This window comes from Holophagales bacterium (assembly GCA_016699405.1).
Lineage (GTDB): Bacteria > Acidobacteriota > Thermoanaerobaculia > Multivoradales > JAGPDF01 > JAAYLR01.
In genome coordinates this window covers 2,602,346-2,623,456 of sequence record CP064972.1, presented here as the reverse complement: position 1 = coordinate 2,623,456, position 21,111 = coordinate 2,602,346, and the positions used below count along the sequence as shown (strand labels likewise).

Sequence of the window (21,111 nt, the reverse complement as noted above, 5' to 3'; positions counted from 1 at the left end):
TCACCGCGTCGCGAGAAGACGATTTGGTCTGTCGTTTTGTTGCTAGAATTAGCGAATCTAATTCTCTTCCAGGAGGCCGCCACCCGATGCGAAACACGATCCAAGCCACAACCCTCGCCGTCCTGATCCTGGCTGCCCAAGCGGTCTCCGCCGCACCCCGCCGCCCATTCCCGAGAAATCACACTCCGGGACGAGGAACGTGGCACCCGATCGCGCACGCGGGCGACGGCACCGGGCTCGCCCCGACGACCTGGGGCTTCGTCTCCCACTATTCGGGCGCGCTTTACGGAACCGGCTACTACCCGTTCAAGGTCGACTACAGCTACGCCGGCACGAACTCGATGTACGGCAACACCTACAACTATCCATCCGCCGGCTTCGTCAACGAGATCCGGGCGATCTACGCCTTCGACGTCTCGGCGCTCGCCGGCAAGCCGTCGCCCGTCTGGTCGGCCTTCATGCTCGACACGCGGGAGCGCCCAGCCCCCGGCAACGACGCGTCGAGCGGATTCGCCGAGATCAACCTCGTCTCGAACGGGAACACCCACACGCTCGAAGGGCTCGCCCTCTTCTTCGACAACGGCGCCACCCACCTCGACGTCTACGACGCCGAGGACTTCGAGAACGGCGCACCGTTCGACCATCCCGAGCGCGCCTTCGACGGCAACGAGACCCTCATCGGCACGATCCCGGTGAGCACCGGGGTCATCCTCCCGATCAGCCTCGATGTTTCGGCGGCGGTGATCAATGACCTCGGGCTGAGCGTGATCGAGGTCCCGACGCTCAACCTCGCCGGCCTGGCCGCCCTCGCTCTCCTCCTCGCTTCCGGCGGCGCCCTGCTGCTGCGGCGGAGACGGGCCTGACGGGCGAAGCAAGTCCGACGAATCCGCCGGGCGGGTCGGTGCCGAGCCACGACCCGCCCGACCGGTTCCGCGGTGGTTCGAGATGACAGGCCTCGCTGCACTTGCCGTTTCGGTGGCTCTCCTGGCCGGCAGCGAAACGACGCCGGTTGCTCCTCGAGAGGCGACTCCCCTCCAGAATTGGTGGAAGCGCGACGCCTTCTGCACGGAGCTCGGACTGAGCCCCGCCCTTCGGCAGGAGCTCTCCTCCGCGCTCGACTCGCTGCAGACCGGCTATCAGCTTGCCCAGACGCGCCTGAGCGACGCGCGCGAGCGGCAGACCCGGATGATGTTCGACCCTGCCGTCTCGCGCGAGGCGTTGGTCGCTTTCAACCGCGACGAGATCGCCCCGCTGACCCAGAAGATGCAGCAGGCCAACCTCGAGGCCCGCCTCTTGGTTCGCGGTCGCCTGACCGCAGCGCAGATCCAGACGCTCCAGCGCTCCCACCCCGGATTCTTCACTGCCCGCTGGTTCCGCTTCTCGCCGGTACCGGTCCGCGAGGGGCACGTCGTGGTCCAAGAGGAATGACCTTCGTTCCCCTCCTCCTGCTGCTCGCCAGCGGACCGCCCTACTACTCGCGGCCGATCGACCCGGTCGTCGATGGCGACCGGCTCCGCCACGAAATCGCCGCCGGCCAGGTCGAGGCGGAGAGGTGGAGCGCGACCCTGCGGCTCTACCTCGAGCTCGGCGAGTTGCAGAAGGCTCCCGAGCTCGTCGAGCTGCTGGCGGCGAGATTCCCCGACCAACCGACGTTCCAGGAAGCGCGCATGATCCTGCTGAGCTTCGCCGGCCGACACGACGAGGCGATCGCCGTCGGCGAAGGGATCCTGGCGCGCCATCCGGGGTACCCCACCATCCGGGCCAACCTCGGCCGTGTCTACCTCGAGGCGAAACAACGCGCGCGCGGCGTGAATCTCCTGCTGGCAGCGCTCGAGCAGGGCCCCCTTCGCGGGGAGGACTGGAAGCTCCTGCTCGACGGCCTCGGAATGAACGGGCCCCGACCCGAACAGGTCGTCTCGACCCTTCGGCTGAAGATGGCCGAACGGCCGGATCTGGCAAGCCTGCGCTACGTCATGGTCGTGGTGCTGACGCGGCTCGGCCGCTACTCGGAGGCGCGCGACGAGCTCACCCGCTCGCCGAGCCTGGCCGAGAACCCCGACCTGCGGCGATTCGTCGCCCACACCGCGGCGGACTGAGTGACCGAGGCCGTGCGGCATCGCGTCGGCGTCGCGACGCTCTCCCTTGCCGGGCTGTGGCTCGCGGGCTGCAGGCCGCCAGCCGCCCGCACTTTCGACAACGTCATCCTCGTCACCCTCGACACGACCCGTGCCGACGCGCTGGGTGCCTATGGCAATCGCCGCGTCCAGACGCCGGCGCTCGACGCGATGGCCCGCCGTGGTCACCTGTTCGAAAACGCCTACTCCCACGCCCCGATCACGCTGCCGAGCCACAGCAGCATCCTGAGCGGAGTCGTCCCGACCCAGCACGGGGTGCGCAACAACATCGCCTACTCCCTGCCGCCCGAAGCGCGCACCCTGGCCGAGCGACTCCACGACGCCGGTCTCGCTACCGGGGCGTTCGTCAGCTCGTTCATCCTCGACCGCCGCTTCGGCCTCGACGCCGGGTTCGACGTCTACGAGGACAAGATCGTTCACTATGACCCCGACGCGTCGAAGCGCGACATCGTCACGCGACGCGCCGCCACCACGACCGACCTCTTCCTCGCCTGGCTCTCCGAACGGAGGGGCCGATTCTTCGGCTGGGTCCACTTCTACGACGCGCACTATCCCTACGACCCGCCGTTGCCGTTTCGCGATGCCTACGCCGACGACCCGTACCTGGGCGAGATCGCCTCGATGGACCTCGAGATCGGTCGCATCGTCCGCTACCTCGAAGCACACGGGCTGGCCGAGCGGACGCTGGTCGTCGTCACCGCCGACCACGGCGAGTCGTTCCGCGAACACGGCGAACACACGCACGGCTTCTTCTGCTACGCCGCCACGACGCACGTTCCGCTGATCCTGTCGCATCCGATCTACGGCAGGCCGGGCCGTCGCTACTCGCACGTGGTCCAGAGCATCGACCTGGCACCCACCATCCTCGAAGCGCTCGGCCTGCCAGCAGACCCCTCCCTGCCAGGCCTTTCCCTTGCCCGGACGGACCGACGCACGGTCTATTCCGAGGCAATGATTCCGTACGAGGACTTCTACCTATCGCCCGTGCACGCCCTGCGCGACGGCAACTACAGCTTCTACCTGAGCTCTGACCGGGAGCTCTACGACCTGCGTCGCGACCCGGGAGAGACGCGGAACCTCGTCGACGACGAGCCGGAGCGCGCCCAGGCCTTCGAGGTCGACCTGCGCGGCCGCCTCGCTGCGGCGGCCGCACGGGCGGCGAGCAGCGTCCACCTCGACCAGGAGAGCATCCGGCTGCTCGCCAGCCTCGGCTACATCGCCGATGGCGGCTCGCTCGGCGCTCGCGACCTCGATCCGTTCCGTTTCCCCTCGCCGCTGCGCTCGATCCAGGTCTACCGCGAGCTCCAGCGGCTGCGACAGTTCGAGGGCACGTTCCCCTTCAAGGCGATCGAGGGACTACGCCGTCTGCTCGTCGAGAACCGACACCAAGTGGTTCTCTACCGCGATCTCGGCCGACTGAGCGCCTTTGCCGGCGAACAGACGGAGGCGCTGGAGAACCTGTCGAAGGCTGCCGCGCTCAAGCCCGAGGATCCGCGGTTGCACGTCTTCTACGCGCTCGGCCTCTTCCGCTTCGGGAAGCTCGACGAAAGCGTCGCCGAGCTCGAGGTCGCGCTGAAGCTCGATGCGAAGAACGCTCCGGCCTGGTACAACCTCGGCCTGGCGGAGATGAGTCGCAACCGGGTCGATGCCGCGCTGGCCGCCTTCGAGAAGGCGGTCGAGCTCAACAGCCGCGACATCCTGGCGCTGAACAACCTCGCCTACGTGCACCTGACCCGCAGACACGATCCCGAGCGGGCCTGGAGCTACATCCTGCGGGCCGAGGCGATCAACCCCACGCAGCCTCTCGTGCAGGCCAACAAGCGCCTGATCGCCGCCGCCCGCTAACCCCGCCAAGGTGCCACGCGATTTTCCTCCTGGCGTCGCGAAACGCCATGCGCATCCGTCCGCCTGACGGCCCGACTCCCAACAGGAGATCAGCCCACCACACTCACCCTCCTCGATCCGCCCCCGACCGAACCGCTTCGAGTGCCCGTCAAGCGCCTCTGCGAATCACAGGGAATCGACAGCGACGCCCATCCAAGCGGCGGGCCCGCAGCCATCCGCACCGTGGTGTCCACGGTTGCGGTCCCGACCTGTCGATCGCGCTGGAGGGCTCCCGTCCCCCTCGACCCCTCAGGCCGGCGCGGGACGGACGAACGGTCTTGCCGGCGGAAAGCTGCCGACAGGGAAGCTCGGAGCACCGCCAATGGACCGCAAGAGATCCGCGGCTCGTCGATAGGCGCTGACGAAGCAGCGATATGCCGCGCGAATCGCAGCTCGCGCTTCGCCGCTTGCCGCGTGGACGAGTGGAGCTGGCCCTCTCCGAGTCTCGGCCGGAATGTCCCAGGGATCGAGTCGCTCGACCCCCTCAGGCCCCACTGCTTTCCGGCCTGTCGACTGGATTCGCGACGCAGCCTCCGACCTTGTGAGCTCGAGGAGGTCCTCGAGCCGGCGCCTGCGCTCCCCCTCGGCCAAGTGCGCCCAAGCCGGCAACGGAGAGAGACGGACTACCTCCTTCGACACAAACCGCTGCCGGCAGGGGCCGGCCTCCCGCCTGCGCGCAAGACACTCCGCCGTCCGGTCGAACCACGTTCCGGTGAGCGAGCGCCCATCGAGCATCGCCGGGAGGCTGGTCGCTCCGGGCCACTCGAGCGGGTCCGAAACAAGGCCCTCCTTGATCCCTTGTCGAAAGAGGTAGTGCACTCTCTCGATCTGCGCGGCGGGCTCGTCGCTCACCAGGACCGGCTGGTATCGCCTACCCCAGACCTTCTCTCGCCATCCATGCAGTCGCCCGATCTCGCGAGCGAGATTCGAGTTGAGAAAGCCGACGAAGCGGGCGAGTTGCTCGGCATCGCGCACCCAGACCAGCAGGTGGTAGTGATTCGAGAGGAAGACGAACGCGACGATCGCCACCTCGTATCGGCGCTGAGCACGGCCGAGAACGCCGAGGGTGATTTCCCGCAGCCCGGCCGAAGGCCGCAACAGGAACCGCGACTGAATCGTGCGGGAGGTGACCTCGACGAGGGCACCCCCCGGCGGAATGAACCGGAGACGTCGTCCCATGCTCCCTAGGACGTCAGGCGTGCCCGCCGATCTTTCACCAATCGGCTGGCACCTTCGGGGCACCTTCGGGGAATCAGCGTGCTCGGCGCGTCAGCGCCCGCAACCCCGCCGTCACCATCAGCGCCAACCCGAACGTGGCGACGATCGTCGCCCCCGTCGGCAGGTCCAGCACGAACGAGAACGCCACGCCGCCCGCCGACACCAGCGCCCCCATCGTCCAGCCGATCGCCAACCGCGGCCCGAGCCGCTCCGCGAACAGCATCGCCGTCACCGACGGCACGATCAGGAAGCAGAACACCAGCAGCACCCCGGCAATCGCCACCGACGACGTCACCACGAAGCCGAACGACACGTAGAACAGGAAATCCCAGAACCGCACGTTCCACCCCAGCCGCTCCGCCTCCGCCTCGTTCATCGAGATGAGCAGGAACCGACGCCGAAAGACGTAGTGGAACAGCCCCACCAGCGCGTACAGCACCGCCGTCTTTCCCAACTCCCCCCAGGTCACCGAGAGGATGTTGCCGACCAGCATCTCCTTGAGATGCTCCGTCTCCGCCGTCGCCTTCGACATCACCAGGATCGCCACCGCCGCCGACACCGCGTACGCGATGCCGATCACCGCCTCCTGCGGGATGCGCGTGTCGTGATGTGGCCGGGTGAAGGCGAACACCGCCGCGCCGAGAAAGGTGAAACCGAGCGAGAAGAGCCAGGCCGGCAGCGAATGGAGGTCATGGCCGAACAGGTACGCGACCGTCGTTCCCAGCGCGGCGATCTGGGCGAGCGACAGGTCGACGAAGATCACCCCGCGCTCGACCACGTGCACACCGAGGTAGGCGTGGATGCCGGTCAGGATGAGGCTGGCGACGAAGGCCGGCAACAACAGCTCGAAGATGGTCATTTCCCCCCCCCGAGGGCCTGGGCCAGAGCCTCGACGTTGTAGTCGAACAGCGCCAGATAGTCGCCGATCTCCGGTCGACCACCGACCGACGGATAGAGCGTCAGCACGGTCGCGCCCGTCTGCTCGGCGATCGCCTTCGGCGTCTTGGTGTCGAAGTACGGCTCGACGAGGATGAGCGGCACCTTCTTCGCGCGGATCAGGTTGACGATCTCGAGCGTGTGCGTCGGCGACGGCGGAATCCCCGGCTTCGGCTCCACGTGTCCGACGATCGTCAGGCCGAAGCGCCGCGCGAAGTTCGGCCACGAGTCGTGGAACGTCACGACGTCCGTGCCCGAGAACGGCGCGAGCCGTTCCCTCCAGGCCTTCTCCTTCATGTCGAGCTTCGTCTCGAACGTCGCGAGGTTCCGACGGTAGGTCTCGGCCCCGCCCGGGTCGAGCGCCGAGAGCTTCGCGGCGATGGCGCGCGCCATGATCCGCCCGTTCTCCGGATCGGTCCAGTAGTGCGGATTGCCGTAGGGGTGGACGTCGCCCATCGCGCGGCTCACCGCCGCGGTCGGACGCCCGAGGATCTCGCACCCCACCGAGGCGTCCAAAAACCCGCTGCCTCCTGGCTGGAGCTTCGCATTCCGGCTCTGGTCGACGAGCGCCGGCAGGTAACCGATCTCGAGCTCGAGTCCCGCGACCACCAGGAGATCGGCACGCGAGAGCTGCAGCACGAACGACGGCTTGGCGTCGACGAAGTGCGGGTCCTGGTAGCCCCTGGCGAGCGCCAGCACCTCGACCCGGTCGCCTCCCACCTCGGTGGCGAGGGCCGCCAGGTCCTGGAGCGAGGTGACGACATGGAGCTTGGCTTCGACGACGGTTGGAACGGCGAGCAGGAGGAGAAGAACGAGCGTCAGACGGATTGGCGATTTCATGACGAACCTCAGAACGCGTGGGCGCCGTGGGCGCCGATCAGGAACTGCATCTGGACGAAGAGCTCGTCGGCCGTGATCTCCTCGGCATAGCGGCGACGGCGCAGCTCGGCCCGAAGGAGTTGGAATTCGCTGGGGCGGAAGGTGAGCAGCAGGGCGGCGCCGTCGTCGCGCTGGCTCGCCTCGAGGGCCCGCTCGGAGCTCTCGAGCCGTCCACCGATCGTCCAGCGTCGCGCGAGCTGCCAGTCGCCGGAGAGGTACCAGCCGGTGGCGCGCACCGTCCCGTCCGGCTGCTCCCGGCGGCTCTGCACCAGCTCGCCGCGCACCAACAGGCTGCGCGACGTCGCTGTCCGGAGCGGCTTCCAGCGCCAACTGACGTCGACGCCGGCGAGCGTCGTGTCGAACCCGGTCGCACTGCCGTTGGCGCCCCGGGCCCACGAGAGGCCGAGGTCGACGTTGCTGGCGTCGGACAGGTCGCGGAAGAGCCGGAAGTGCACGTTGCTCGCCAGATCGCGCTTGCGCTCCGCTGCGAAGAGCCCCTCCGCCCGTCCACGCAGCAACGAGACGGAGAGCTCCGAGAAGGTGTCACCCAACGGGATGAGTCGCGAGAGCGTGACGCCGTCGTCCTTCCACCCCTCCTCGCCACCCACCAGGCTCTGCATCGGCAGCGGCGCGTCGACCCAAGAGAGCGCGTGCGAGTGGAGCGTGTTGACCTTGCCGAACGGCACGCGCTGGCGCCCCACCTTCGCCAGCCATTGGCCGGGCAGGGCGGTGAACGTTGCGTACCCCTCCTCCACCGACACGCCCTCCTCGCTGAAGCCGAGAAAGAAGTCGGCGCGGGCGTACGGATCGATCGCCGCCGAGAGACTCAACTCCGACTCGCGCAAGCTCACGCTCGGCGAGTCTTCCATCGGGTTGCTGCCGCCGCTGCCGACGACGTTGGCGATCATCGCCATGGCGGGGTTGAAGTAGTTTGCAGGACCGCTCGCGGCAGGAGCGGCTGCCGGTACTGGCGCCGGCATCGCGGCAGCCGCCGGCGCGCTCTCGAGCGCGGCGAGCCGCGCCTCGAGCGCCGCCAGTCGTGCTTCGTAATCTCGGCGCAGTGCGGCCATTTCGTCGCGCAGCGCCTGAACCGTCGCCGGGTCGGTCGAGGGCGGAACGGTCTCGGCAAGGGCGGCAGCGTTGCCACACACCGCGAGGAGCGCCGCAGCGAGAAGAGCACCGGCGACCTCGCGGGCGACGGACCGGAAGCGAGACGACGAATCGAGGCGGCCGCCGGAGCCATGTCCGGGGCTCGCCACCAAGGGCGGAAAGGTCATCGAAGTCCTCCTGGGAAAACGCAGTGGCCGGGGCTCGGCAGCGCGACGACCGCGCCACGAGCCGGAGTCAGCGACGCGTCAGGAGAAGGGGGGAGCGCGACCGGGCCGCGAAGGGACCTGAGCGCTCGGCGCGCGTTCAGCCAGAAATAGCGGCCGCTCGGCCAGCCGGACGGCCCCCGCCGGAGTCCACGAGGCGACCGGCCGGCAGCCGAGGCCGCGTCGTTCCTGCTCGCACGCAGCGCAGTAGGGGTCGTGCTCCGCCGCACGCGACGGTTCGAGGTGCAGGGGAGCCGAGGGATGCGCCGCCGCCGCGTCGGGCGAAGGCCCCACATGGCAGGTCGACTCGTCGACCTCGATCCGCTCGACGTGTCCGACGAACGTCCCGCGGCCGCCGAGCCAGACGGCGAGCAGCGCCGCGACGAGCGGCAGGGCCCGGCTCCGCTGCCAGAATCGGTTCATCGGCGGCGCACTGTAGCAGATCGGCCGGGACGCCGCCGTGGCCTAGGGCTTGGCTGCGTTGGCCGTGGCCGCGGGCGTCGCATTGGCGATCGGCTGAGCCGCTCGCACGGCGGCGACCTTGGCCCGCAAGTCGTCGACGCCCGCCTTCGGCAGGAGCAACGTCACCTCACGACCGCTGACCCGCGCCGGCACGAGGCCGGCATGCTCGGCCCAGAGACTCAGCGTCTCCCGTCGCTGGCCGCTCCCGGTCAGCTCGAGCGTCAGCGAAGGCGCCCCGCCCGGCGGCGCCACCCCGCCGAACTGCTCGGCCTTGAGCCCGGACACGGCGTAGAGCAGGTCGCCGATCGGCGTGTACGGGATCGTCTGGGGTCCGCGTCTCCAGTCGCCGTCATGACGGGTGAGCTCGAGCGCACCGGCCACCTCCTGCACCTTGACCGCGTCGATGCTCCAGGTGTCGAGCGACGACCAGCCGCGCGAGCGCCAGCCCTCGGGGGCACGGCCCACCGCCTCGTCGAGACGCCGCGAGATCTCGACGAGAGCTCCATCGACGCGCGCCGCGACGCGTGTGGGCTCCGTCGCGGCGGCGCCGAGCTCGATGCGGACCGGTTCACTCCTCCCGGCGAGCGTCACCTCCACGCTCGCACGCGGCGGCGCGAGCCCGAGCGCTGCGGTATTGCCGCCGTCGACGAACTTCTCGGCCCGCAAACCGGTCAGATCGGCGAGCAGCGAGCTCGCGGCATCGTGGTCCGCCCGGTCGGCGAAGGGGCTCTCCACCCAGAGCTCGCCGGCGCGTTGCGCCAGCACCACACGTCCGGCGGCCCCGACGAGCGTCAGCCGCTCGATCTGCTCTCGTCGACCCGGGAAGAGATCGCGCGCCCGCCAGTCGCCTGGAGGCTTCGCCGCCTCGCTCCAGAAGGACTTCGACGCGATCCCCACGTCGGCGCCTCCGTCGACCGCGACTGCGACGTTGCCCGACGCGGGAACGTCGGCACCGACCTCGAGACGTCGCTCACCCTTCGCCGTGCGGAGCGCCACGATCGCCCGAGGCGGCGCGAGCCCCATCGCCTTGCGGTCGGCCCCGGCCACCGTGCGCTCGCGCGCCAGCCCGGCGAGCGAGGCGACGAACGCGTCGACGGCGGCGCCATCGGCGCGTGCGGCGAGCGGAGCGACGAGGTGCCACCCGGACGGTGCGGCGGCCTCGTCGGCCGCGGCGCCCGAGTCCGCCTCCGACCTCTCGCCCGACACCGCGTCGCGCTCGAGGACGATCTTCACGCCCTCGCGTTCGATCGTCAGCCCGACGACCTCCTTCGCCTCGAGGCCGGCGAAGACCCGCTTGGCCCGTTCGGCCCGTTCGTCGGTCGACGGCAGGTCACGATCGACGAACCAGATGAATGCCCCGAGGGACGCAACCAACGCAACCAGCACGAGAAGCGTCTTCGGCTTCACCGCTCTACCTCCGGCGCCGCAGGTGCATCCAGAGACCTGCGGCCACCGCCAGCCCGGGCAGTCCGAGCAGCACCCAGAGCGTGACCCAGCGCAACTGGGATGCGCTCAGGTTGAGCCGGACCTGCTCCGGCGCCTTCGGCCCGATGCCGAGCAACTTCTGCCGCTCGACCATCCAGTTGAGCGTGTTGGCGAGCAGCGTCGGGTTGCCGACGTTGGCCAACTGCGCGTTGGTGGCGAAGTCGGCATCGCCCACGACGACGAGTCGCCACGGCACCGGCGCCACCGCCGGCGCTGCCTTGGCGTTGGCCTGCGGGTCCTCGTCGTCCTCCGCGACCGCCGGCGGCTTGGCTGCGGCCGGACCTGCCGCGATCGCCACCGAGACCGGCCCGGCGAGATCCGCCGGACCCTTGGCGACGGCGCGCAGGTTGGCCAGATCGATCTCGCCCCAGCCCTCCGCCGAGGTGCGCAGCAGCTCGTTCACTTCGGCGCCCGCCGGTGGCGTGCCGCGGCTCACCGAACGCGCCAGCGGCAGGATCACCGGCAGCTTGGCCTGTTCGAGCGCCCGCACCACCGGATGCGTCCCTTCGGCGTTGACGAAGATCGTCTCGGCGCCGTAGAACGGCAGCGGATTCGACGGGTCGACGACGATGTCGTCGCCGAGCTTCACCCCGTAGTTGGCGAGCCACGCACCGAGGCCGGTGTCGACGAGTCCGCCGCCGCCGGGCGCAAGCGTCGGGTCGATCAGCACCAGCATCCTTCCGCCGCCGGCGAGGTAGCGGCCGAGCGCCGCGAGCTCCGGTTCGGCGAAGCGGGCGCGCGGCCCGGCGACGACGACGAGGTCGGTGCCGGCGGGGACCTCGGCCTGACCGAGCGACGCCCACGCCTTCATCTCGAAGTTCTCCTTGCCGAGAAGAGCCTGCGCCTGCGAGAGGCCGGATTCCGAGACGTCGTCGAGCGAGAGCTCTCCGTGCCCGCTGGTGAAGAGGATCTTCGGCTTGCGCTGCTCGGCAAGCTCGAGCAACGCCCCGGAGAACGCCTCCTCGCCCTTGAAGCCGGTCATCTGAGGGCCGGCGCCGAACTGCATGCCGGAGTAGTCGAAGTCGGCGAGATCGGCCTCTTCGATCACGCGGCGGTCGTCGCCGCTGTCGAAGACCACCACGGAAAGGCTGCTGACCTTGTACTTGTCGACCAGCTGCTGCGCTTCGACGAGGTTCTTCTCCGGGTCGACGACTCGCACCTTGACGTGCGGCGACTTGGCGGCATACCGCTCGAGAAGCTCGCGCACCGGCTCGAAGAGCTCGCCGCCCGGGCGCATGAAGACCACCACGTCGACGTCCTTCTTCAGGCCGTCGAGCACGCCGAGGCTCTTCTCGGAGAGCGTGTAGAGCTTCCCGTGGGTCCAGTCGAAACGGTGGTAGTACTTGAACCCGAAGTAGTTGACGATCGCGAGCAGGGCCGCGACGAGGATCACCCCGACCGACAGCGTGCCGCCGGCGAGGAGCTGTTGTCTGGTTTCAGGACGCGCCACGGCTCATCTCCACTTCTTCGCCTCGAGGGCGCGGCTCGTCAGGAAGAGAAAGAAGGCGGTCACCGACAGGTAGTAGACCAGTCGCCGCGTGTCGACGATCCCCCGGCTGAGCTCGTCCATGTGCTGCCAGAGGTTGAGATACCCGAACACCTTGCGCGCCGTCTCGCCGGCCACCAGGTTCTCCAGCAGGCCGAAGGTGAAGAAGAAGACGAGCATGGCGAAGGCGACGATCGCCGCGACGATCTGGTTCTTGGCGAGCGACGACGCGAAGAGGCCGGCGGCGAGGAAGAGCGCCCCGATCCCCGCCACGCCGAGATAGCCCGCCGCCACCGGTCCCGGATCGACCGAACCGTAGTGGGCGACGACCGCGACATAGCCGAGCGTCGGCAGCCAGAGGAAAAGGTAGTAGCCGAGCGCCGCGAAGTACTTGCCGAGCACGACCTGCGTCTCGGTGACCGGCGCGGTCATCAGCATCTCGATCGTGCCGGTCTTGCGCTCCTCGCCGATCAGCCGCATCGTGAGGATCGGCGTGACGAAGAGCAGCACCAGCCAGAAGAAGATCGTCTGTCCGAAGAAGAGCTCGAGCGGCGCTCCGGCACGCGAGCGCGGGTCGTTCAGGTAGCTCAGGATGAACCAGAAGACGTAGCCGTTGACCAGCAGGAAGAACGTGAGCACGACGTAGGCGAGCGGCGAGAAGAAGTAGGCGCGCAGCTCGCGGAAGAACGTGGCGAGAAGGCCCTTCACGACGCCACCTCCGCGCTCCCGGCAGCCGCGTCGCCCGACGCGGCGGGAGGCATGGACCCGACCTCGCCAGCCGCGGTGCCGAGGGCGCCGCTCACCGCATCGTGGGTCGTCAGTCGGACGAAGACGTCCTCGAGCGAGGCCTTCTCGAGCGCCAGCTCGACGAGCGTCCAGCCCCTCGCGACGGCCAGCCGGAAGGTCTCGGCGCGCGGGTCGGCGCCCTTTTCGCAATCGAGCAGCCAACCCCCGGCGCCGAGCGGGCGCACCCGCGAGACGCCGGCGAGCGAGGTGAGGGCCTCGCTCACCTCCGCCGGAGCGGCCGGGTCGGCGAAACCGACGCGCACCTGTGCCGCGCCGAGCGACCGCTCGCGCAGGCTCTCCGGAGTGCCTTCGGCGACGATCCGCCCGCGGTCGATGATCACCACTCGCTGGCAGAGCAGCTCGACCTCCGGGAGGATGTGCGTCGACAGCAGCAGCGTGTGGCTCCGACCGAGGTCGCGGATCAGCTCGCGGATGGCGATGATCTGCTTCGGGTCGAGCCCCACCGTCGGCTCGTCGAGCACCAGGACGCGCGGCTCGTGGAGGATCGCCGCGGCAAGCCCGACGCGCTGCCGGTAGCCCTTCGACAGCGTGCCGATCACCTGCGCGCGCACGTCGCCGAGCAGACAACGACCGATCGTCTCGGCGATCGCCCGCCGCGCCGCGACGCGATCCATCCCTTCGAGCTGGGCGCGATAGGCGAGGTACTCCTCCACCCGCATCTCGGGGTAGAGCGCCACGTTCTCCGGCAGGTAGCCGATCTCGCGGCGCGCCGCCACCGGATCGGCGACGAGGTCGCGACCGGCGACGGTCACCCGGCCGCTGGTCGGCGGAAGGAATCCGGTCATCATGCGGAGCGTCGTCGTCTTGCCGGCCCCGTTCGGCCCGAGCATCCCGACGATCTCCCCTTCGGGCACCGCGAACGAGATTCCGGCGACCGCGGTGAAATCCCCGTACTTGCGGGTCAGGTCGTGCGCTTCGATCAAGCCTGGTCTCCTCTGGCGTCGTCGGCCCTTGCCGACGGCTCTACCGGCGGGTCTAGCAATTCGGATGCCGTGCGCAGGCCCTCACTCCGCGCCAAGATCGGCACGGTCGGACCTCGCCGAGGGGGGCACACGCGCCCCGGCGCGTCAGGATGGCCGGTCGGCAAGCGCCGCGAGGATGGCCGGGGTCACCTGATCGAGCGCCGTGAGCGCGGCGAAACGGCCCGCGAGCGGACCGAAGGCGAGGAGGGGCACGGGGTTCCGCGTGTGCCGGCGGTGCTCCGCTTCTTCGAGATTGCCGTGGTCGCTCGTCAGCAGGACGGTGAGGTCGGCCGCTCGGGCCCGGACGACGCCGCCGAGAAGCCCGTCGAGCCGGCCGAGCGCCTCGGCTGCCGTCCAACCCCAGCGGCCGTGCCCGGCCAGATCGGTCATGAACGTCTCCCAGAGGGTGAAGTCGTAGCTCGCCGCGAGCGCCGCGAGGCGTCGGCCGGCCTCTTCCGGCGCCACCGGCGCCACGCACACCCCGGCACGCTCGGCGAGAAACTCGCCCGTGACATCCCAGGTCGCCGCCCGACCGGCCAGCAGGTCGTCGACCCCGAGCACCGCCCCCTCCGCGGCGAGCGCCGCGAGCGTCGTCGCCGAGTGGCGCCGCGTGCCGCGCTCCACCTCGGCGAAGTAGCCGGGGGTCAACGCATTGGCGAAGAGGGCGCGCCCGCCGAGCGCCTCGACCCGGCGCAGCACGCTGTGCTCGGCGAGCAGGGCGCCCAGGCGCGGCCCCGGGAAGGCCGCGACGTGACGCTCGAGCGCCGCCGGCGCGTTCACCCCGGTAAGCAGCGCCGTCTGTCCGGTGGCGCTCTGCGGCAGACCCGCCACGCCCAGGGTCGCGTCGATCGGCCGCAGCACGATCTCCGGCGCCTCGCGACAGCTTTCGAGGGTGAGCGGACCGCCGAGCAGCCGCACCAGCTCCGGCATCGGAACGGTCGAGAACGGGTTGCCCTCGCCGCCCGGCGCGAGGCCGATGCCGTCGACGAAGAGGAGGAGGAGGCGCGCGGTCATGGAAACGGCTCCGAACAGCGTAGGATCAGATCATGAGCGGAAAGGACCGTGCCTCCGGAATGAAGTCGGCCTACGAGCTCGCCCTCGAGCGGCTCGAGTCGCAGGGGATCGAGCGGCCGCGCGAGGACTCGATGACCGCGGAGACCCGGGAGAAGATCGCCGAGGTCCGCCGACAGGCCGAGGCCAAGATCGCCGAGCTCGAGATCCTGCACCGCGACAAGCTGCAGAAGCTCACCGACCCGACGAAGATCGACGAGCAGGAAGAGTACTACCTGCTCGAGCGCCAGCGAATCTCCGAAGACGCCGATCGGAAGGTCGCAAAGCTCCGCGGAGAGTAGGCGCCAACGCCCGGAAACCCACGCTGTCGTCCTGGGCGCAGCGAAGGACCCGGGAGGGGGAAGGCCCTGCGCGGCGGAGGCGGCGGTTGATCGGAGGGGATCCTTCGCTTCGCTCAGGATGACGCGCTGCGCGCGTCAGAACGGCAGCTCGTCTTCTTCCAGCCCGTAATAGTGCCCGAGCTCGTGCAACACCGTGTCGCGGATCTCGCGAATCGCTTCGCGTCGGCCTTCACAGCAGCGCAGGATCGGACCGCGATAGATCAGCACCCGATCGGGAAGCGCCGAGTACGAGCTGCCGCGCTCGGGCAGCGGCACGCCCTGGTAGAGGCCGAAGAGCTCGTCGCGATCCGGATCCGCCGGGTCGATCCCGACCTCTTCGAGATCCTCGTCGCTCGGCTCCTCCTCGACCATCACCGCGACGTTGTCGAGCATCGACTTGAACTCGTCGGGCAGGCCTTCGACCGCCTGGGCGACGAGGTCCTCGAATTCCTCGCGGGAGACACGCATCGCCGGGAAGTCTACGCGGATTGGTAGAGTTGCGGCGATGAGCGTGCGAATCGACAAGTGGCTGCACGTGGCCCGCGTCTACAAGACGCGGACCCAGGCGACGCACGCCTGCGACCTCTCGCGGGTGCGGGTCAACGGCGTCGCCGTCAAACCGCACCGGGCACTCGCCGTCGGCGATCGCGTCGAGGCCGAGGTGACGCCGGAGTGGACGCGCGTCCTCGTCGTGCACGAGCTCGCCGACCGGACGCTCCCCAAGGCCGAGGTGCCGCGTCTCTTCGAGGACCTGTCGCCGCCGCGACCGACGCGCGATTCGCTCGAACACCTGCTCACCCGCCCGATCGTCCGCCGCGACGCCGGTGCCGGCCGGCCGACGAAGAAGGAGCGGCGCGAGATCGACTCCTGGTGGGACGGGCAGGTCGACGACTGATCACGGAGCGCGGGCGCCGCGCTAGACTCGTCGCATGAGCGCGATCGACTTCTTCTACTCCCGCCCCAGTTGAACGAGCTGCGAGCGCACCCGGGAGGTGCTCACCGCCAGCAAGTCCAGTGTCCGAGAGGAACGCTCCACCCGCAAGGCCCCGATGAGCGACGACGAGGCCGCCGCGCTGCTCGCCAGCGTCGAGACCGTCGTGCTCGCCCGGGGGAAGAAGGCCGAGACCCGTCCGGCGCACGAATTGAGCGTCGCCGACCTCAAGGGCCCGACCGGCAACATCCGCGCACCGCTCGTCCGCCGCGGCACGCGGCTGCTCGTCGGCTTCCATCCGGAGAGCCTGCAGGCGCTGCTCTAGCCCGCATTTCTCACCCCGCTCCTGCTGCGGCGCCGCATCTGGCCGCGTCTGCAGCGTTGCGCTGAGCCTGCTGTGATCGCAGGCTCAGCACGGGCGCTCGGTCGGCCGGCTCGACGTACTGCCCAGTACGCCTGCGCCGGCCTCGGTCGCGGCGCCTTGCAGCCACAGCCATCTGCGCCGCCTCACGACGGAACGGGGTGAGAAATCCGGGCTAGGTAGCCGCGCGATTCACCAGGGAATCAGGCCGCCGCTGCCGAGGTCGTGGAAGCCGCACGGCGCGTCGCGGTCGACCGCCTGCACCCACGCGGCGAACGCGCGGGCGGCGTCGGCCGGGTCGGTGTCGGCATCGACGGCACCCAGCGGTGTGCGCAGGGCTCCCGGGTGCAGGGCGAAGACCCGGATCCCCTCGCTCGCGAGCTCGCGATCGAGGCAGGCCGTGAGCATGTTCTGCGCCGCTTTGGCGACCGGATAGGAGTAGATCCCGCGCCACTCCCCCGCCGCGGTGCGGGTGATCGACCCGAAGCGCGACGAAACGTTGACCACCGTGGCACGCGGCGCCCGCCGGAGCCAGGGCAGTGCCGCGCGGGTGCAGCGCAGCACTCCCACACAGTGCACACCGAAGAGCTCGTCGAGATCCTCGGGCATCGTCACGGCGAGCCCGCGCAGCTTCTTGATGCCGCCGGCGTTGTTGACCAGGAGGTCGAGGGCGACATCGTGTGCCCGCAGGGCCGCGGCGATCGCCTCCTCGACCGGTGGCGTCGTGACGTCACCCACCACGGGGTGGCAACGCTCCCGCTCGGCGAGCGGCTCGGCGTCCCCGAGGCCACGGACGAGAGGAAAGACGGTCCATCCACGTCCGAGGTACTCGTCGAGCAGTGCCCGCCCGAACCCCCGGGCTGCACCGGTGATCAGGACAGCCGGCACCTCGTCACCCTCCCCGCATCGGCGATGACGACAACTCAGGCGTCCCCGCCGTGCAGGCCACCCTCCGTCTGGCTCCACGGATCGAGCACGGCGCGCAGATCGTCGGCCGGCAGGAGCTGCTGCTCCTCGCAGAGCTGCCGCACCGTCTTGCCGGTGGCGAGCGCCTGCTTGGCGAGCGCTGCCGCGGCGTCGTAGCCGAGGCGCGGCACCAGCGCGGTGACCATGGCGAGCGAGAGCTCGACGAGCTCGGTGCTCCGTCCGCGGTCGGCGACGAGCCCGGCGACGCAGCGGTCGGCGAGCAGACCGCAGGCGCTGGCCAGCAGATGGATCGAGTGCAGCAGGTTCCAGGCGATGACCGGCATCATCGTATTGAGCTCGAAGTGCCCGCCGGCACCGGCGATGCCGATCGTCACGTCGTTGCCCATCACCTGGGCGGCCACCATCAGCGTCATCTCCGGAATCACCGGGTTGACCTTTCCCGGCATGATCGAGCTGCCCGGCTGCAGCGCCGGCAGCACGATCTCGCCGAGCCCGCAGCGCGGCCCCGAGGCGAGCCAGCGCAGATCGTTGGCGATCTTGGTGAGCGACACCGCGATCGTGCGCAGCGCCCCCGAGGTCTCGACCGCGGCATCCCGCGCCGCCAGCGCCTCGAAGCGGTTCGGCGCCGGGACGAACGAATGGCCGGTGCGGTCCGCCAGCCGGGCGATCACCGCGTCGGCGAATCCGGGCGGCGCGTTGAGCCCTGTCCCCACCGCGGTGCCGCCGAGCGCCAGCTCGGCGAGCCGCGGCTTGACCGCGGCCAGGCGAGCGAGGCCGTTGCGCACCTGCTGGGCGTGCCCGCCGAGCTCCTGGCCGAGCCGCACCGGCACGGCGTCCTGAAGGTGGGTGCGGCCGATCTTGACGACATCGTCGAATTCGCGCGCCTTCGTCTCGAGCGCCGTGGCCAGCCGCGCGAGGGCCGGCTCGAGCTCCTCGGCGATCGCACCATAGGCCGCGACGTGGATCGCCGTCGGGATGACGTCGTTGCTCGACTGCCCGGCGTTGACATGGTCGTTGGGATGGACCGGGTGCTTGCTGCCGCGCACCCCGCCGAGGATCTCGATCGCCCGGTTGGCGATCACCTCGTTGGCGTTCATGTTCGTCGAGGTCCCCGAGCCGGTCTGGAAGACGTCGACCGGGAACTGGTCGTCGAGCCGGCCCTCCGCCACCTCGTCGGCCGCCTGCCGGATCGCCCCGGCCAGCTCGGGTGAGAGCCGTCCGAGCCCGGCGTTGACCGCCGCCGCCTCGCTCTTGATCGCCCCGAGCGCCCCGAGGAAACGCCGCGGGAAGACCCACCCCGACACCGGAAAGTTCCGCCGCGCCCGCTCGCTCTGCGCTCCCCAGTACGCCTCGGCTGGAACCTCGACTTCGCCAAGACTGTCCTTCTCGACGCGGGTGGCTGACATAGACCCTCCGTTCTCGCGTTCGGGGCCCGAGCTGTTCGCCGATCGGCCCCGTCGACCGTCCGATCCTCCTCCGATTCGCCGCCGCGACCAAGCGCCGCCCGCCCCGACCCTTCGGAGGCCTCCGCGAGACCGGTTGTCGCAATCATCCATGCCGCTGTCGCGATCAGCCATGGAGTCTCGAGAAGCACCCCTCTAGCCTCGTGGGCATCCGCCGCCACACCTGGGGCGCTCGCCGATCTTCGGTCGCGCCGCCAGGAGGGAGGTCCGATGTCGCGATCCGGGCCGGTCTCCATGCTGAGCACACCTTTCCAACCGCTCCCGCCCAACCCAGGCACGAATCCCACCTGGGGCGGCACCCTGCCGCCGCGTGTCGCGCTGGCAGGTCTCCTTCTGCTTGCCGCCTCGAGGGGGTCGACCTCCGGCGCCGAAGGCTCGGCGCAGCCCGTCTCGCCCGGCGAGGTCGATCGGACGGTCGAAATCGCCACCTCCTGCCCGACCTTCACCTGGGCCGCCGGCGACGGCGCGGCAGGCTACGAGCTCGCCGTCCTCGACCTGGGGCGTGCGGAGGAGCCCCTCGTCGCCTTCCGCCGGACGATCTCCGGCGCCGCCACCGCCTGGACCCCCGCCCGGGCCGATTGCCTGAAGGCCGGCGGGACCTACGCCTGGACGTTGCGCGCCCTCGATGCGGCCGGACAGCCGCCGGACGGCGAAGCCTCCTGGCCTGCGCTGCGCCACTTCTCGTTACCGGCGACGCCGAGCGCGGAAGAAGTGGCCACGGCTCTCGACACGCTCCGTCGCTGGCAGGCCGCGGAGACCCCGACCGTCGCGCCCGGAACCGCCAGCGCCCCGTCTCACGACTCCCCCTCCCCTCGCGTCGCCGACAGGTTGGTCGAGGCCGCCGGCACCGCGGCCGTCCGCGGCGAGAACCCGGCCGGAACCGGCGCGAGCTTCGGCGTCCTCGGCCAGAGCAGCTCCGCCGCTGGCGCCGGACTCGTGGCGATCAACCTCGCCGCCGGCCCCGACCTCCTGCTCGACGGTGCCGCGCAGGGTGAGGTGGACACGAGCCTCACGCAGAGCGGCGTCGACCGACCCTCGGCCTCCGCCCAGACCTTCGACGTGCGCAACTCGGGAGGAGGCGGCATGGCGCTGCGCGTCGACGGCACTTCGGTCAGCCTGCTCGGACACACCCACAGCGGCGGAGAAATCGTCTCGGGCACCGTCGCGGAGAGCCGCATCGCCTCGACCCTCGCCCGCGACAGCGAAGTGATGACTCTCGTCCTCGCGGGCGACGGCAGCGGCTCGACGCTCGACGCCGACCGCCTCGACGGACAGGAGCCGGGCAGCACGGGCTCGATCAACAGCGCCAGCAACCCCGTGCACTGGACCAAGCTCAAGGGCGTGCCCGCGACCCTCGCCGACGGCGAGGACTCCACGATTCCTCCGCGAAAGCCCTTCCGCTCCATCGCCATCGATGCCGCCGGCGACGTCGGCGAGTTCGCCTCGGTCTCCATCGGCGCCGACGGCCTGCCGATCGTGAGCTACTACGACCGCACCAACGGCGACCTCAAGGTGGCCCATTGCGAGACGATCGACTGCGCCGAGGCGACGGTCACCACCCTCGATGCCACCGGCGATGTCGGTCAGTACACCTCGATCGGCATCGTCGGCGACCTGCCGGTCATCGCCTACTTCGACGTCACCAACCTCGACCTGAAGCTCGCGCGCTGCGACGACGCCGCCTGCACCTCCGCCGAGCTTTCCGTGCTCGACGCTGTGGGCGACGTCGGGCGCTTCGCCTCGCTGATCGCCGCCAACAGCCTCGGCGGACCGTCGGTCGCCTACTTCGACAACAGCAACGGCGACCTCCGCTTCCTCCGCTGCCGCAACGCCATCTGTTCGGCGACGGACCGCACCACCGTCGACGCGGAGGGCCTCGTCGGCTACTTCGCGTCGCTCGCTGTCGCTCCCGACGGCGACCCGGTGATCTCCTACTGGGACCTCTCGGAGAACCAGCTCAAGCTCGCCCTGTGCAGCAACGTCACCTGCTCCTCGAAGTCGCTCGTCGTGCTCGACGCCTCGGGCAACGCCGGCTCGCACGGCTCGCTGACCGTGAGCTCCGACGGGCTCCCGCTCGTCGTCTATCGCGACGCGTCGGTCAGCTATCTCAAGGCGGCCCACTGCAACACCTACGACTGCTCCTCCGTCACCCTCACCCCGCTCGTCTCCGACGGCGGCTTCTACACCGCGGTGACGGTCGGCGAGGACGGGCTCCCGATCATCACCCACCACCACTCGGGGGCGGGCATCCTCGGCGTCGCGCACTGCGCCGACCCCGCCTGCACGAAGTCGCGTTCGGCCCAGGGGCCCTACCTTTCGACGGACTTCGGCGAGTACACGTCGGTCGCCATCGGCGTCGACGGCTTCCCCTTCCTCGTGCACCACGACGAGGCCAATGGCGACCTGATCGTGCAGCACTGCTCCGACCGCTTCTGCACTCCCGGCTTGCGCCGGCGCTGACTCGAGGAGGA

General features: G+C 70.0%; 21 protein-coding genes. 8 read left to right on the top strand and 13 right to left on the bottom strand.

The annotated features are described in order from the left end of the window. Positions 1–86 precede the first annotated feature (86 nt). The 4 genes from IPJ17_10900 (at position 87) to IPJ17_10885 (ending at position 3,980) form a co-directional block, all read left to right on the top strand. Entirely contained in the window at positions 87–863 is a 777-nt protein-coding gene (locus IPJ17_10900) for a hypothetical protein (protein QQR72037.1), read from the top strand. 82 nt (positions 864–945) lie between these two features. Continuing rightward, the gene (locus tag IPJ17_10895; protein ID QQR72036.1) at positions 946–1,428 is read left to right on the top strand and encodes a hypothetical protein; all 483 of its coding nucleotides are present in this window, start codon (positions 946–948) and stop codon (positions 1,426–1,428) included. Beyond that, a complete protein-coding gene (locus IPJ17_10890; GenBank protein ID QQR72035.1) occupies positions 1,425–2,096 on the top strand; it encodes a tetratricopeptide repeat protein in 672 nt (223 codons plus the stop codon). The genes IPJ17_10895 and IPJ17_10890 overlap by 4 nt, the downstream gene beginning before the upstream one ends. Beyond that, positions 2,097–3,980 (top strand): sulfatase-like hydrolase/transferase, encoded by a 1,884-nt coding sequence (locus IPJ17_10885; protein QQR72034.1) that lies wholly within the window; start codon positions 2,097–2,099, stop codon positions 3,978–3,980. Positions 3,981–4,268: 288 nt separating this feature from the next. Here IPJ17_10885 and IPJ17_10880 read toward each other — a convergent pair whose 3' ends face one another. From IPJ17_10880 to IPJ17_10835, 10 genes are all read right to left on the bottom strand, one after another. After that, positions 4,269–5,198: a transposase gene (locus IPJ17_10880; protein ID QQR72033.1), complete on the bottom strand. Its 930-nt coding sequence runs from the start codon at positions 5,196–5,198 to the stop codon at positions 4,269–4,271. A 73-nt stretch (positions 5,199–5,271) separates the two neighbouring features. Next, positions 5,272–6,096, bottom strand: a complete 825-nt coding sequence (locus IPJ17_10875; GenBank protein ID QQR72032.1) for a metal ABC transporter permease — start codon at positions 6,094–6,096, stop codon at positions 5,272–5,274. Next, complete coding sequence (locus IPJ17_10870; GenBank protein QQR72031.1) at positions 6,093–7,013, bottom strand: zinc ABC transporter substrate-binding protein; 921 nt, start codon at positions 7,011–7,013, stop codon at positions 6,093–6,095. The genes IPJ17_10875 and IPJ17_10870 overlap by 4 nt, the downstream gene beginning before the upstream one ends. Positions 7,014–7,021: 8 nt before the next feature. Then, positions 7,022–8,329, bottom strand: coding sequence for a hypothetical protein (locus IPJ17_10865; GenBank protein QQR72030.1), 1,308 nt, complete (start codon positions 8,327–8,329; stop codon positions 7,022–7,024). Positions 8,330–8,407: 78 nt separating this feature from the next. Next, complete coding sequence (locus tag IPJ17_10860; protein QQR72029.1) at positions 8,408–8,788, bottom strand: hypothetical protein; 381 nt, start codon at positions 8,786–8,788, stop codon at positions 8,408–8,410. A gap of 42 nt (positions 8,789–8,830) precedes the next feature. Beyond that, the gene (locus IPJ17_10855; GenBank protein ID QQR72028.1) at positions 8,831–10,234 is read right to left on the bottom strand and encodes a DUF4340 domain-containing protein; all 1,404 of its coding nucleotides are present in this window, start codon (positions 10,232–10,234) and stop codon (positions 8,831–8,833) included. A 4-nt stretch (positions 10,235–10,238) separates the two neighbouring features. Then, on the bottom strand, positions 10,239–11,762 hold the full coding sequence (locus IPJ17_10850; protein QQR76038.1) for a GldG family protein: 1,524 nt from the start codon (positions 11,760–11,762) through the stop codon (positions 10,239–10,241). A gap of 3 nt (positions 11,763–11,765) precedes the next feature. Then, positions 11,766–12,506: an ABC transporter permease gene (locus IPJ17_10845; protein ID QQR76037.1), complete on the bottom strand. Its 741-nt coding sequence runs from the start codon at positions 12,504–12,506 to the stop codon at positions 11,766–11,768. Continuing rightward, a complete protein-coding gene (locus tag IPJ17_10840; GenBank protein ID QQR76036.1) occupies positions 12,503–13,528 on the bottom strand; it encodes an ATP-binding cassette domain-containing protein in 1,026 nt (341 codons plus the stop codon). Before IPJ17_10840 ends, IPJ17_10845 begins: the two co-directional genes overlap by 4 nt. Positions 13,529–13,672: 144 nt before the next feature. Beyond that, entirely contained in the window at positions 13,673–14,581 is a 909-nt protein-coding gene (locus tag IPJ17_10835) for a metalloenzyme (GenBank protein ID QQR76035.1), read from the bottom strand. Positions 14,582–14,613: 32 nt separating this feature from the next. Here IPJ17_10835 and IPJ17_10830 point away from each other — a divergent pair, with 32 nt between their 5' ends. Further along, positions 14,614–14,919, top strand: coding sequence for a hypothetical protein (locus IPJ17_10830; protein ID QQR76034.1), 306 nt, complete (start codon positions 14,614–14,616; stop codon positions 14,917–14,919). Positions 14,920–15,054: 135 nt separating this feature from the next. Here IPJ17_10830 and IPJ17_10825 read toward each other — a convergent pair whose 3' ends face one another. Then, positions 15,055–15,426: a metallopeptidase family protein gene (locus IPJ17_10825; protein QQR76033.1), complete on the bottom strand. Its 372-nt coding sequence runs from the start codon at positions 15,424–15,426 to the stop codon at positions 15,055–15,057. 37 nt (positions 15,427–15,463) lie between these two features. On the opposite strand from IPJ17_10825, the gene IPJ17_10820 reads away from it, so the two are divergent. Both IPJ17_10820 and IPJ17_10815 read left to right on the top strand, forming a co-directional pair. Beyond that, the gene (locus tag IPJ17_10820; protein ID QQR76032.1) at positions 15,464–15,853 is read left to right on the top strand and encodes an RNA-binding S4 domain-containing protein; all 390 of its coding nucleotides are present in this window, start codon (positions 15,464–15,466) and stop codon (positions 15,851–15,853) included. 154 nt (positions 15,854–16,007) lie between these two features. After that, on the top strand, positions 16,008–16,214 hold the full coding sequence (locus IPJ17_10815; protein QQR76031.1) for a hypothetical protein: 207 nt from the start codon (positions 16,008–16,010) through the stop codon (positions 16,212–16,214). 228 nt (positions 16,215–16,442) lie between these two features. On the opposite strand, the gene IPJ17_10810 is transcribed toward IPJ17_10815, so the two are convergent. Both IPJ17_10810 and IPJ17_10805 read right to left on the bottom strand, forming a co-directional pair. After that, positions 16,443–17,138 carry an SDR family NAD(P)-dependent oxidoreductase gene (locus IPJ17_10810; GenBank protein ID QQR76030.1) on the bottom strand — a complete coding sequence of 232 codons (696 nt, stop codon included), beginning with the start codon at positions 17,136–17,138 and terminating at the stop codon, positions 16,443–16,445. A 35-nt stretch (positions 17,139–17,173) separates the two neighbouring features. Continuing rightward, positions 17,174–18,583, bottom strand: a complete 1,410-nt coding sequence (locus IPJ17_10805; protein ID QQR76029.1) for a class II fumarate hydratase — start codon at positions 18,581–18,583, stop codon at positions 17,174–17,176. 267 nt (positions 18,584–18,850) lie between these two features. Between IPJ17_10805 and IPJ17_10800 the strand changes: the two genes are divergently transcribed. Beyond that, positions 18,851–21,100: a hypothetical protein gene (locus IPJ17_10800; GenBank protein ID QQR76028.1), complete on the top strand. Its 2,250-nt coding sequence runs from the start codon at positions 18,851–18,853 to the stop codon at positions 21,098–21,100. Positions 21,101–21,111 lie beyond the last annotated feature (11 nt).